This is a genomic window from Leptotrichia hongkongensis (genome assembly GCF_007990635.1).
Taxonomy (GTDB): Bacteria; Fusobacteriota; Fusobacteriia; order Fusobacteriales; family Leptotrichiaceae; genus Leptotrichia; species Leptotrichia hongkongensis.
In genome coordinates, this window is record NZ_AP019846.1 from 453,556 (window position 1) to 466,338 (window position 12,783).

The following is a 12,783-nucleotide window of genomic DNA, read 5'->3' on the forward strand; positions in this document are numbered from 1 at the left end:
ATAAAAACATCAATATAAAAATATTTATTGAATAAAGGGAGCAAAACTAAAAATGGAAATAGATATTATAAAAGAAGCTAAAAATGTATTTGATATTGAAATTGCAGAACTGGAAAAATTAAAAAGTAAACTAGGAGATGATTTTCAAAAATTAGTCCGAATGATTTTAAATTTGAAAAATAACAATAAAGTTGTCGTGACAGGAATTGGAAAGTCTGGAATAATTGGTAAAAAAATTACTGCGACACTTGCCTCAACTGGTACAACATCGGTATTTATAAATGCAGCAGAAGCACTTCATGGTGATTTGGGAATGATTAGCGATGGAGATGTGGTAATAGCCATTTCAAATAGCGGAAATTCTGACGAAGTATTAAGCATTTTAGCGCCAATAAAAAAAATTGGAGGGAAAATAGTTGCATTTACTGGAAATCCTGATTCTATGTTGGGAAAATATGCAGAACTTGTTATAAATGTTGGAGTAGAAAAGGAAGCATGTCCGCTGGGGCAAGCGCCAATGAGTTCGACTACAGCAACTCTAGTAACAGGAGATGCTTTGGCCGTATGCCTTATGAAATTAAAAGATTTCACAGAAAATGACTTTGCCAAATATCATCCAGGAGGAAGTCTTGGCAAACGGCTATTATTACATGTTTCAGATTTGATGCATATTGGAGATGAATTGCCAGTTGTAAAAGAAGATGAAAAAATTGAGAATGTATTAATGGTTCTTACAAAGAAAAAATTAGGAGCTGTGTGCATTTCGGATACAGGGCTTGAAAATGGCAAACTACTTGGAATTATAACAGAAGGAGATATTCGGCGTGCATTGGAACATAAGGAGAAATTTTTTGATTATGTTGCCTCTGATATTATGATTTCTACACCAGTAACGATTGAAAAGGATGCGATGGCTCTCGATGCACTTCATCTGATGGAAAACAGAAAAAGCCAGATTAATGTATTGCCTGTTGTGGAAAATGGAAATGTTGTAGGCTTGATACGGGTGCACGATTTAATAGGATTAAGATAGCAACATATTTAATTTTTTTACTAATAACAAAATTGTTTCTTAAATATACAGATAAATAATTTTTAAAAATTCTAAATTTTTTTGATTAATTGTTGTTTTTTCTATATTTTTATATTTTTTCTTTTTTAAATGTAAAGGGGATCAGTCGCTATCCCCTTTACAATCCCAGCTTGTCTAAGCATTTTTTTGAAATAAAATTGAAACTCGCTTTTTAATAACAGTTATTATCAACTCTATAAATTGATTGTAACTTAAAAGTTTCAAAAAAGCTCAAACAATCAATTTTATTCCAAAAAAATCACGACAGTCTTTAGTTTAACTATAATAGTTAATTTTAAACAAGTGAAATTTTGTTAAAGAGAAAATAATGATTTAAGAAGAAAAAATATTAATTCAAATTATCTAAAAATAACAAAATATAGAAATCAAGATAAAAAAAATTATTTGTCTGAATACTTATAGAGATAAAATGTTGTTAAAAACTATATATTTAAAAATTAGTTTAAATAAGTAAGGTTTATGAAAAGTTTTGGAAATGGAGAGAGATGGATAATAAGAATTTATTGAAGGGAACGATGGTTTATTCTCTTATGAATTTGGTTACAAAGATGGGGTCGTTTATATTTTTGCCGATAATAACGAGGTTGTTGACACAGGAAGAATTTGGGATTGTGGGAACATTGGCTCCGATTACTTCATTATTTACTGTAATTCTAGGGCTGGGGCTTTATAATGCTCAGATGAAGAAATATGTAGATTTGAAGGAAAGTGAAGATGAATTTGGAAGTTATATGTTTTCTTCAACTTTGATTATAGTAGTTTTTAATATACTTACTTATATTTTTTTATTTACGCCAATAGCCAAAAAACTGTTTTCATATATAGTTGATTTAAGCAAGGTAAGTTACTATCCTTTGATAATTGTCAGCGTCTTAATTGCCACAACGAACGCTTTTAACAATCTTTCGACAACTTTGTTCAGAATGAAGAGAATGTATATGAAAGTTGCAATAGGGAGTGTTGTAAGCCTTTTCACAACTTATATTCTGGCAATTTACTTTATAAAATACTTAAAATGGGGAGTTTTTGGAAACCAGTTTGCAAATTTAATTGCGTTGCTTATAGTATTTCTGTTCTATTTTAAGGATTATTTTGGAAAATTTAGATTTAAGCTGAATTTTGATTATGTGAAATATTCGCTAAGAAATGGATTGCCATTAATTTTTATTGAACTTACGGATCAGGTTGTGAATTTGAGTGATAGGCTTGTTTTGGCAAAATTTGTTTCTCTTGCGGTAGTTGGGGGATATACGCTTGCATTTACTGGAGGAAGGGTTTTGTCGGTTGTTACAGGTTCTTTTGTAAACAGCTGGACGCCAGAGTTTTATGAGGCAATGAAGGAGGATAGAACAAATCCAAGAATAACACGAAGCGTGGAAAATTTTATTGCCATTATTTCCTTTGCCTGTGTAATCGCACAGTTGTTTGCTCCAGAAGGGATAAAATTGATATTTCCAAAAAGTTATTATCAGGCGATAAATTATATGCCTTTAATTCTAGCTGGAATTGTCGTTCAGGCACTATTTTGCCTTGATTATTTTTTCCATTTTCACGAAGATAGCATATACATTTTTTATTTTACAATGTTTGCAATGATATTTAATTTAGTTGGAAATATAATTTTTATACCGAAATTTCCAGAAATTGGGCCTATTATTGCGGCATGGACAACGTTACTTGCCTTTTTATTTAGAGCAATAATGGAAATGATGATTATAAGGAAAAAATATAAGATTTCGTTTAATTATAAAAAATTATTTTTATATTTCATAATTATTGTGAATCCTGTAATATTCTATTTGTCAAATGATCAGCTTTCATGGATGAAATTTGGCTTGAAAATAGTTTATTTGGCGATAGTGACGAAATTGCTTGTAAATAGGGAAGTTTACGCTAAAATTGCAAATCTTGTAAATGGAATAAAAAGAAAAATTATAAAACGTTAAATTTTAAAGTTTTGGAAAATAAGGGGAAATAAAAAATGAAATTTACGATTTTTACACCAACTTTTAATCGAAAGGAACTGCTTGAAAAATTGTATAAATCACTTCAAAAGCAAACCTACAAGGATTTTGAGTGGCTTATTGTAGATGATGGTTCTGCTGATGGAACTAAAGAGAAAGTAGAAGAATTTTTGAGTGAAAAAAAGCTGGATATAAAGTATTATTTTAAGGAAAATGGAGGTAAACAGCGAGCGTATAATTTTGCAACTGATAAAGCAAATGGAGAGCTTTTTATATGCCTTGATTCTGATGATGAATATGTCGAAAATGGACTTGAAACTATTTTGAAATATTGGAAAAAATATGAAAAAAATAACGATATTGCGGGAATGGGGTATTTGTCAACTTATCCAGATGGAGAAGTTATAGGCTCTAGTTTTCCAGAAAAAGAGATGATTTCGACACAGTTTGATATTTACAATAAATACGGAGTTAAGGGCGACAAAGGGCTTATGTTTCGGACTGAAATTATAAAAAAATATAAATTTCCAGTTTTTGATGATGAGAAATTTATTACAGAAGCTGTTGTCTATAACAGAATTTGTGAAAAATATAAGATGGCTTATGTGAATGAAAAAATTGAGATAAAGGAATATCAGGAAGATGGCTTGACAGCAAAATACAATAATTTACTGCTACGAAATCCGAAAGGACAGGCACTTTATCATAATGAAATCAATTCCCAAAATTTATCTTTTAAGCAGAAAGTTCTAAATAATGCTGTTTATTACAAATTTTGCAGGGCAGCAGGGTATAAACTTGGAAAAATATTTAAAGAAAATAAAAATAAATTGTTTTTAATTTTTGCTTTAGGAATTGGGGAATATATGTGGCAAAAAGAGAAAAATAAAAAATAAGATTTTAAGTTTGGGAATATAGAAATTAAAAATTTAGAAAAGAGAAAGAAATACGAAATGAACAAAAAATTAGATGATAAAAAAGTAGTAGTTGGAATGAGTGGCGGCATAGACAGTTCTGTCGCTGCTCTTTTGTTGAAACAGCAAGGCTATGAAGTTATAGGAGTTACATTAAAGCATTTGCCTGATGAGCTTTCAGAAAATCCTGGAAAAACGTGCTGTTCCCTTGATGATATAAATGATGCCAGATACACTTGCTACACATTGGGAATACCTCATTATGTACTAAATGTCGTGGAAGAATTTAAAAAGGATGTAATGGATTATTTTATAAAAATGTATAATGCTGGAAAAACCCCTTCACCTTGTGTAATTTGCGATGAAAAGGTAAAAATAAAAAAACTCGTAGAATTTGCTGATAAAATGGGGATAAAATACATTTCGACAGGGCATTATTCAAAAGTTAGCGAGAATAATATGCTTTTATGGGACAAAAATAATAGAAAAGATCAGACTTATATGCTTTATCGGCTGGATAAGGATGTCGTAGAAAGATTTTTATTTCCGCTTGCAGAATACGAAAAATCAGAAGTTCGTGAAATTGCAAGACAAAATGGCATTCATACTCATAACAAGCCTGACAGCCAAGGAATCTGCTTTGCTCCCAACGGATATATTCCATTTTTGAAAAAAGTGCTTGGAAATGATGTGAAAAAAGGAAATTTTGTGGATAAAAATGGTAAAATTATTGGAGAGCACATAGGTTATCAGTTTTATACAGTTGGGCAGCGGCGTGGACTGGGCCTTAATTTAGGAAAGCCGTTTTTTGTACTGGAACTTCGCCCTGAAACGAATGAAGTAGTTGTGGGAGATTTTGAGGAATTGCTAATAAAGGAAATAGAAGTGATAAATTGTAAATTTCATTATGATTTAGAAGAAATAATTGGAAAAAAATTAACTGCACGTCCAAGATTTTCTTCAAAAGGACTGGCTGGGGAATTGAAACTTTTAAAAAGTGAAGAAAGTAATGAAAATAGGATAATTTTTGAATTTGATAAAAAGACTCACGAAAATTCAGAAGGACAGCACATTGTATTTTATTTAGGTGATGAAATTGTTGGTGGCGGCGAAATAAAAATATTTGACAAAGCCCTAAAAATATGATAAACTTATCAAAGTCAAGTGGCGACATGGTCGAGGGGCTTAGGCAGAGGTCTGCAAAACCTTGTACACCGGTTCGAATCCGGTTGTCGCCTCCATTAACTGATTACTAATAATAATTAATAGTGATAACTGCTTATTTAGGTAGTTATTTTTTTTTAGTTTAAATTTAAAAAATATTCAATATTTCCAAATCAAGATAAATATGATAGAATATATTTAAAAATAATTTTAGTATAAATTAAGAAAAGCAAAGGAAAGAGGGAAATATAGATGAATACAGATAACTCAAGAAAAATTTATGAAAAAGCTAAAGAGTCAATACCAGGTGGAGTGAACAGTCCAGTTAGAGCGTTTCAGTCGGTAGATAAAGAATATCCAATTTTTATTAAAAGTGGAAATGGAAGTAAACTTTATGATGAAGACGGAAATGAGTATGTAGATATGATAGGTTCCTGGGGACCGATGATTTTGGGACATAATTATTCGAAAGTTCTGGAAGTTGTGAAGAAAGAGCTTGAAAATGGGACTTCTTTTGGGCTTCCTACGAAAAAGGAAGTAGAACTGGCAGAACTTGTAAAGAGCTGTTTTCCGTCAATCGAGAAATTAAGATTGACTACTTCGGGGACAGAAGCGGCTATGGCAAGTGTGAGAGTTGCTCGTGCATTTACTGGAAAAAATAAGATTATAAAATTTGAAGGATGTTATCACGGACATTCAGATTCATTACTGGTTAAGGCTGGATCAGGGCTTTTAACATTTGAGCATCAGGATAGTAACGGGATTACTGAGGGAGTTGTGAAAGATACGATAACATTGCCTTTTGGAGATTTTAACAAATTAAAGAAAACTTTGGAAAATGATAATGATATTGCATGTGTGATTATTGAGCCAATTCCAGCAAATATGGGGCTTATTGAAACAGAAAAGGAATATTTGGAAAAAGTGCGTGAAATCACGAAAGAAAAAAATGTGGTGTTAATTTTTGACGAGGTAATTTCTGGATTTAGGGTTTCATTAGGTGGTGCTCAAAAAGTATTTGGAATTACACCTGATTTAACTGTTCTTGGAAAAATTATTGGTGGTGGCTATCCAGTTGGTGGATTTGGTGGAAAAAAGGAAATTATGAACTTAATTTCGCCAGTTGGTAATGTTTATCACGCTGGAACGCTTTCTGGGAATCCAATTTCAGTTGCTGCAGGGATAGAAACAATTTCGATTTTGAAGGAAAATCCTCAAATTTATGAAAATGTAAATAAAAAAACGGAAAATTTGGTAAATAAAATTAATGAATTAATAAAAAAATATGATATTCCAGCAAGCGTAAACCATTTTGGAAGTCTTTTTACAATATTTTTTGCAAAGGAAAAAGTGAAAACTTTAGAAGACGCAATGAATACAAATGATGAATTTTACAGCATATATTTTGATACAATGCTTGAAAATGGAGTAATTGTGCCACCTTCAAAATATGAAGCACATTTTGTTTCTTATATTCACAATGATGAGGATGTGGAAAAGTTGTTGAAGGGTGTGGAAAAGACTTTTCAAAAAATTGCTGAAAAATTAAAATAAATTTGTAAATAGAGGAATATATATGGAAATCATAAAGAGTAAAATTACAGGAGAAATTTTATTTGATACAATAAAAAAAATAACGGCTTTAGATAGAAATAAAATGAAAAAAAAGGAAAATGAACTGAATTCATTGTTAAAAACTCCAAAAGGACTGGGAAAACTGGAAGAGTTGGCAATCAGGCTTGAGGGAATGAGCGAAAATTATAAACCTTGCAAAAAAATGGTGCTTGTAATGGCAGCAGATAACGGTGTGGAAAGAGAAAAAGTCAGCAAATCCAAAAGAGTAATAACGCAGTATGTAGTGGAAGCAATGTTAAATGGTAAATCGTCAATTAATGCTCTCTCAATGGTTTATAATGCTGATGTGAAAGTGGTAGATCTGGGAATTGATGAGAGTTCGGACATAAAAAAAGAAATAGATTTATCAGGAATTATTAACAGAAAAATTATGAAATCAGGTACTAATAATATTGCTAAACAAGCCGCAATGGAGTATGAAGATGCTGTGAAGGCTATAGAAACTGGGATTGAAATGGTTGACGAGTTTGTAGGAGATGGCTACAATTTATTTGCAACTGGAGAAATGGGGATTGGAAATACTACGACTAGTAGTGCTATTTTAAAGGTTCTAACAGATTTGTCACTAGATGAGATTGTAGGATATGGAAGCGGAATAGATGACAAAACTTTGGAGCATAAGAAGAATGTTGTAAAAAAAGCAGTTGAAGTGAATGGATTATCAAAATTTTTTGAAGAAAATATAAAGGGAACGAAAAAGAAAGAAAAATTTAAAAAAAATAAAATAATAGATGTACTGGCAAAAGTTGGGGGGCTTGATATTGCTGGAATGGTGGGAACTTATCTAGGATGTGCCAAAAATCATGTACCTGTTGTGATAGATGGTTTTATTTCAGCGATTTCTGCCCTTGTTGCATATAAAATTTGTCCAAACTGCAGGGATTTTATGATTGCTTCCCACTTGAGCGAAGAGCCTGGAATGAAGTATATTATGAAGGAACTGGACTTAGAGCCAATGCTCTTTATGAATATGAAATTGGGGGAAGGTACTGGGGCTGTTATGATGTTCCCTGTGATTGAGGGAGCTTGTAATATTACTGAAGTTGTAAGAAAATATCCTGATGTATAAAAAAATACATTATTTGGAATATTTAAATTTTTAAATGTATCTAGTATTATTGTCATAAATAAAATATTTAAATGTTTTAACTGTCTTTCAAAATTGAAGGACAGTTTTTCATTATTAGAATTTAAAAATAGTAATTCTATTTTAAAACAAAAGTAGAAGAGTAAATTGGATTTATAGTTGACTCATTAATTTTTACATATTTTTATTCTAGTTTTTAAGTGGATTGATTTGAATATAATTTATATAATAAAACTGCTTTAAAACTAAACTCAAAAGTTATGACTATTTTACTCAAACCCTAAATTTATATAATTTTTAGAAGTTTAATTTTAGGTAGGTTTGAGTATATTTTTAAATATAGCAGATATTAGATTATCTAAAGTATTTTTCTGAAAAATGATATTTTTATTAATAATATTAAATAAAAATTAATATATTTTTTTTAAAAATTATTTTATATATACAATACAATACAATACAATACAATACAATACAATACAATACAATACAATACAATACAATACAATACAATACAATACATATAAATATTTACAAAAAACTTTTAACTATTAAATTTATATTTAGATTAAGTAATTATGACATCTGTTTTTTAATAAATATTTTAAAAAGTAATAAATGATAATTTTATTAAAAATAAAGGGATTTTTTTTAACTTTTTTAGCGTTTATAAATTAATTTAAATTTTATAATTTTCAAAATATAATAACAAAATTCAAAGAAAAATTGTTATCAAACAATAAATTTTATGAAATTTGACATAAAAAATTAAATATGATAATATTTAAACACTTATCAAAAATTATTGTTAAAAAAAACAAAAATGGAGGTAATTTAAAATGAAAAAACTATTATTATTAGGAGCATTAGTTATTAGTGCAAATACATTTTCTGCCGCTTCAATTGTTGGTGGAGGACTTAATATTAATGCAGGAACAGCAATAACAGGTGCTACAAGCTGGAATTTAGGTACTGGAACTAATACAGTTACAGCAACTGGTGGAAGTACAATATCTGCGGGAAATAAATTTATAGTTCCAGCAGGAGGAACATTAAATATAGTAACAGATTCGGGAACTGTACAAACTTATACAGGACCAACAACGGTAACATTGACATCACCATTAAATGGAGGAGTAACATCGGCAACAATAGCATCAGTAGCTAGCACAGGAGCGACACCAACAACACCTGCTACGCCTACTACGCCATCAACACCAACAACACCATCAACTCCGGCGACACCAACAACTCCAACAACGCCTGTTGCGCCATCAACACCAACAACACCAGCGACTACAGGAACAATACCTACAGTTCAAGGTGCAAGATCAAGAGTTGACTATGATTTGACAAAAGTTGCAACAGCAAATAGCTTTAAGGATTTAGAACAAGCTAAAAAAGAAAATGGATTTAATTTAAATATCCAATATCTTGGTAATGCAGGATCGTATGATCAGGATTTAAAATATAATTCTAAAACTAATGGAGCAATTTTATCAGGAACAAAAAGATTTGGTAATTTTACATTAGGAGCAGGAGTAGGAGTTGAAAATTCTACTGTAAAATATAAAAAATCATTTGATGGAGTAAAAGAAAAACTAGATTCTTACCAAGTATCATTAAGTGGAAAATATGACTTTACAGACAATATAGATTTAGCATCAGCATTGACATATGGAAGTAATAAACATAAATATAATAATTATAACAATGTAAAATTTGACTCAAATGTTTTAGATTTCCAAACTAGACTAGGATATAAATTTAGAGACGACACAGATGAGAATACTTACGTTAAACCTTATATTGGATTAGGGGTAACAAGTGTTAAGGAAGATGGATTTACTGTAGGAAATATAAGTTATGGAAGTGCTAAAAGAAGTAGTGGAAATGCTACAGCAGGAATTTATGGACAAACTAAGGTTGGAGCTTTAGATTTATATGGAAATCTTGAATACGAACAAAGATTTAGCAAAAAATCTTATCATGGTGAAAGAAAAATTTCTAGTAATGGTGTAGAAGTTGCTAAGTTAGCTGGATTAGATTATGATCAAGGTGTATTTAATTTAGGACTTGGAGCTAAATACAATGTATCAGATAACTTTAACTTGTCAGCAGGTTATGAATTATATGACACAAAAAATAGTGTATTTAAAGTAGGTTTAGGATTACAATTCTAATAAATTGAAATACAAAAGTTGTTTTTCTTCTAACATTCATAAATAATATAAAACACTTAGGATAATAAATATCTTAGGTGTTTTTTTTATATTTTCTATTGGATTTAAATTCAGCGAATACAGCGGAAGAAATAATAGAAAATGCCCTGCTGCCTGTATTTTGTCTGTTTTTTTTCTTGTGTATCCTAATTTTTTCAGTGCCACTCTCACTGTCTCCTTTCCACAGCCAAAATCTTTTGCTATTTCACAGATGTATTTATCTGCATTCTCTGGATTTTTCATATATTCATCAAGTTTTTCAGGATTAAGCACCTTAAATTTTCTTTTCCGTGTTCTTGATGAAAGTTCTCCTGTTTCATTCTTAAGTTTTATCCATCCGTACAATGTGCTGGAACTTATGTTGAACTGAAATAATGTTTTTGTTTTTCCATTTTCGTAATAAAAATTTAAAATTCTTTTTCTATAATCTTTTTCATATCCCATAAAGTTATTATTCCATATTTTTAGGTCGATTTTGTATAAGTTTCACTATAAAAATAAATTTTTTCGATTTACTTGTCTTTAAAAAAATTAATTCTTAAGAATTAATGGATTTAAGGATATTATATGTAAAATTTTGATTTTTTTAATAATTGTGATACAATAAATGGAGAAATTTTTAATTAAACAAAAACAAAGAAATAATGAAAAAAGGTAGGTATAGAAATGAAGAAATTATTAGTTTTTGTGGTAATTCTAACTAGTTTAATTTTTGGAGTGCAGGGATTTTCACAAATGAATTCTAAGGAATTTGAAAAAGTGATGGAGAAAGTATCGGAAGAATATGATAAAGGGAATAGACAGAAAGCAATATCAATGTTAAAAGAAGATATACAAAAAAATCCAACTAATGTTGTATTAAAAGCTGTATTGGGAATGTTGTATGATGACATGGGCAAAAAGAATGAAAGTGAAAAAGAATTAAATGAAGCGATAGAGATGCAGAAAAAATATCCTTTTATAGCAGATGATGGGAAGAAATATGATATAAGGCTATTAACAGGGATAGTTTATATAGGAATGGAAGAATATGAAAAAGCATTAAAGTGGCTTAGCAAAATCGATAATAAAAATCTTGAAAGCGGGGATGAGATAAATTTTATAATGGGCTCTTTAAATTATAAATTGAAAAATCCGGAAGAAGCAAAGAAATATTTTTTGAAATATTATAATAAAGATGCAGAAGGAGATTCAGAAAATATTTTGGGAATGATTTACCATGACGAAGGAAATCAGAAAGAAGCAATGAAATGGTATCTGAAGGCAATTGAGAAAAATAATTTAGATGCAAAAATAAATTTAGGAGTACTTTATGCTGAATTGGGAGATAATACAAAATCATTACAATTGCTTAGAAAGGCGTTGAGTGAGGCTAGAAAAATAAAAGATACAGAAAAGATAAAAGTTATACAGGAATCTATTAGAGAAATTGAAAGCAATAATTAAATTTATTATTATTTTTACGTTATATTTAAAACCAAATAAAAAATTATAAAAAGTATGAATAGATAAGAACAGAATAACTAGAATTCTTAAATAAGATTTAAAAAAATTTAAACAAGAAGTAGAGAGGAAGAAATATTATGAAGAAATATTTAATTTTATTATTAGTGATTATAAACTTAGGTTTAGGGGTTCAGAGTTTTTCAGCAATGACAAAGGAGGAGAAAATAAAGCTGGAAAAACAAATACAGGAGGCATATGATAAAAATGATGAAAAGAAGGCATTGCTATTGGTTGCAAAATATGTGAAGGAATTTCCAAATAATGCTGATTATTTAAATAAACTAGGAGTTTTATATGATAATAAAGATGATAATATAGAAGCTGAGAAATGGTATTTAAAGGCTATAGATAATGGAAGTTTTATTGCGATTTCAAACTTAGCAAATTTGTATATTGAAAAAAAAGAATATGAAAAATCAATAAAATATTACAAAGAATATCAGAAAGTAGCAGACAATACAGAAAATTATTTTTGGATTGCAGTGGCATATGATGAGTTAGAGGATTATAAGAGTGCAAAAGAATGGTATTTAAAATCGATAAAATTTGAAAAAGATGGATCGCCAGAAAATAGGCTAGGATTAATTTTTTATAATGAAGGAAATCAAAAAGAGGCAATAAAATGGTATAATGCATCTATTCAAAAGGGTAATTTATGGGCATATGATAATTTAGCAGTCTTGTATTTAAACTTAGGAGATTATGACGCTGCTGAAAAATTAGTACGAAAAGGATTAGGACTGGTTAAAAGTTCAGATGATAAGGATATAAAAAAAGAATTTGAGGAAACACTTGAAATAATTAAGAAAGAAAGATAAATTTTAAATTCATTTAACATTAACAGAATATATAAGTCATATATATAATATATATTTTACAAAATGATTGATTTTTGATATAATAATTTCATACAGATAAATGAATCAAAAAATTGAAAAACTGGAGGAAATTATGTCATTATTAATTTTAGTCTTATCATTATTACTGATTATTGAAATTTTAGGAATTAAAGTTGTACAAAATAGAAAATACGTTGCCTTAAAAGTTTCTAACAATGATTTTGTTGTATCGGTAAATGATAGAGAAGTAATGGCTAATTTTACTGGGAAATAATTGATAGAATTATATGGAATAATAAAAAAACTGTTATTGTTTTTGTAACTTTGAGGCGATTTATATACAAATCGTCTTTTATTTT

General features: G+C 29.3%; 11 protein-coding genes and 1 tRNA gene. 11 read left to right on the forward strand and 1 reads right to left on the reverse strand.

Going from position 1 to position 12,783, the window contains the following annotated elements; all coding sequences use genetic code 11:
* Window positions 1-52: 52 nt before the first annotated feature.
* From FVE75_RS02165 to FVE75_RS02200, 8 genes are all read left to right on the forward strand, one after another.
* Window positions 53-1,033: a KpsF/GutQ family sugar-phosphate isomerase gene (locus tag FVE75_RS02165; protein WP_021745163.1), complete on the forward strand. Its 981-nt coding sequence runs from the start codon at window positions 53-55 to the stop codon at window positions 1,031-1,033.
* A gap of 545 nt (window positions 1,034-1,578) precedes the next feature.
* Window positions 1,579-3,039, forward strand: coding sequence for a lipopolysaccharide biosynthesis protein (locus FVE75_RS02170; RefSeq protein ID WP_147004983.1), 1,461 nt, complete (start codon window positions 1,579-1,581; stop codon window positions 3,037-3,039).
* Window positions 3,040-3,074: 35 nt separating this feature from the next.
* Window positions 3,075-3,953: a glycosyltransferase family 2 protein gene (locus FVE75_RS02175; RefSeq protein WP_147004984.1), complete on the forward strand. Its 879-nt coding sequence runs from the start codon at window positions 3,075-3,077 to the stop codon at window positions 3,951-3,953.
* A 57-nt stretch (window positions 3,954-4,010) separates the two neighbouring features.
* Window positions 4,011-5,117 carry a tRNA 2-thiouridine(34) synthase MnmA gene (gene mnmA / locus FVE75_RS02180; protein ID WP_147004985.1) on the forward strand — a complete coding sequence of 369 codons (1,107 nt, stop codon included), beginning with the start codon at window positions 4,011-4,013 and terminating at the stop codon, window positions 5,115-5,117.
* A 20-nt stretch (window positions 5,118-5,137) separates the two neighbouring features.
* Window positions 5,138-5,212, forward strand: a tRNA-Cys gene (locus FVE75_RS02185).
* Window positions 5,213-5,387: 175 nt separating this feature from the next.
* Entirely contained in the window at window positions 5,388-6,689 is a 1,302-nt protein-coding gene (gene hemL, locus FVE75_RS02190) for a glutamate-1-semialdehyde 2,1-aminomutase (RefSeq protein ID WP_147004986.1), read from the forward strand.
* A 22-nt stretch (window positions 6,690-6,711) separates the two neighbouring features.
* A complete protein-coding gene (gene cobT / locus FVE75_RS02195) occupies window positions 6,712-7,839 on the forward strand; it encodes a nicotinate-nucleotide--dimethylbenzimidazole phosphoribosyltransferase (RefSeq protein WP_147004987.1) in 1,128 nt (375 codons plus the stop codon).
* Between the two features lie 857 nt (window positions 7,840-8,696).
* Window positions 8,697-10,040: an autotransporter outer membrane beta-barrel domain-containing protein gene (locus FVE75_RS02200; protein WP_147004988.1), complete on the forward strand. Its 1,344-nt coding sequence runs from the start codon at window positions 8,697-8,699 to the stop codon at window positions 10,038-10,040.
* A 36-nt stretch (window positions 10,041-10,076) separates the two neighbouring features.
* Here FVE75_RS02200 and FVE75_RS02205 read toward each other — a convergent pair whose 3' ends face one another.
* The gene (locus FVE75_RS02205) at window positions 10,077-10,523 is read right to left on the reverse strand and encodes an IS630 transposase-related protein (protein WP_147004989.1); all 447 of its coding nucleotides are present in this window, start codon (window positions 10,521-10,523) and stop codon (window positions 10,077-10,079) included.
* Between the two features lie 222 nt (window positions 10,524-10,745).
* Between FVE75_RS02205 and FVE75_RS02210 the strand changes: the two genes are divergently transcribed.
* The 3 genes from FVE75_RS02210 to FVE75_RS02220 all read left to right on the forward strand — a co-directional run bounded on the left by FVE75_RS02210 (window position 10,746) and on the right by FVE75_RS02220 (window position 12,698).
* The gene (locus tag FVE75_RS02210) at window positions 10,746-11,525 is read left to right on the forward strand and encodes a tetratricopeptide repeat protein (protein ID WP_147004990.1); all 780 of its coding nucleotides are present in this window, start codon (window positions 10,746-10,748) and stop codon (window positions 11,523-11,525) included.
* 137 nt (window positions 11,526-11,662) lie between these two features.
* Window positions 11,663-12,403 (forward strand): tetratricopeptide repeat protein, encoded by a 741-nt coding sequence (locus FVE75_RS02215; RefSeq protein ID WP_147004991.1) that lies wholly within the window; start codon window positions 11,663-11,665, stop codon window positions 12,401-12,403.
* Between the two features lie 133 nt (window positions 12,404-12,536).
* The gene (locus tag FVE75_RS02220; RefSeq protein ID WP_039901132.1) at window positions 12,537-12,698 is read left to right on the forward strand and encodes a hypothetical protein; all 162 of its coding nucleotides are present in this window, start codon (window positions 12,537-12,539) and stop codon (window positions 12,696-12,698) included.
* Window positions 12,699-12,783: the final 85 nt, after the last annotated feature.

What these genes read in the sequence shown, in the direction of transcription:
- FVE75_RS02165 (WP_021745163.1), top strand. Translation starts at nt 53, where the DNA reads ATGGAAATAGATATTATAAAAGAAGCTAAAAATGTATTTGATATTGAA.
- FVE75_RS02170 (WP_147004983.1), top strand. Translation starts at nt 1,579, where the DNA reads ATGGATAATAAGAATTTATTGAAGGGAACGATGGTTTATTCTCTTATG.
- FVE75_RS02175 (WP_147004984.1), top strand. Translation starts at nt 3,075, where the DNA reads ATGAAATTTACGATTTTTACACCAACTTTTAATCGAAAGGAACTGCTT.
- mnmA (WP_147004985.1), top strand. Translation starts at nt 4,011, where the DNA reads ATGAACAAAAAATTAGATGATAAAAAAGTAGTAGTTGGAATGAGTGGC.
- hemL (WP_147004986.1), top strand. Translation starts at nt 5,388, where the DNA reads ATGAATACAGATAACTCAAGAAAAATTTATGAAAAAGCTAAAGAGTCA.
- cobT (WP_147004987.1), top strand. Translation starts at nt 6,712, where the DNA reads ATGGAAATCATAAAGAGTAAAATTACAGGAGAAATTTTATTTGATACA.
- FVE75_RS02200 (WP_147004988.1), top strand. Translation starts at nt 8,697, where the DNA reads ATGAAAAAACTATTATTATTAGGAGCATTAGTTATTAGTGCAAATACA.
- FVE75_RS02205 (WP_147004989.1), bottom strand. Translation starts at nt 10,523, where the DNA reads ATGGGATATGAAAAAGATTATAGAAAAAGAATTTTAAATTTTTATTAC.
- FVE75_RS02210 (WP_147004990.1), top strand. Translation starts at nt 10,746, where the DNA reads ATGAAGAAATTATTAGTTTTTGTGGTAATTCTAACTAGTTTAATTTTT.
- FVE75_RS02215 (WP_147004991.1), top strand. Translation starts at nt 11,663, where the DNA reads ATGAAGAAATATTTAATTTTATTATTAGTGATTATAAACTTAGGTTTA.
- FVE75_RS02220 (WP_039901132.1), top strand. Translation starts at nt 12,537, where the DNA reads ATGTCATTATTAATTTTAGTCTTATCATTATTACTGATTATTGAAATT.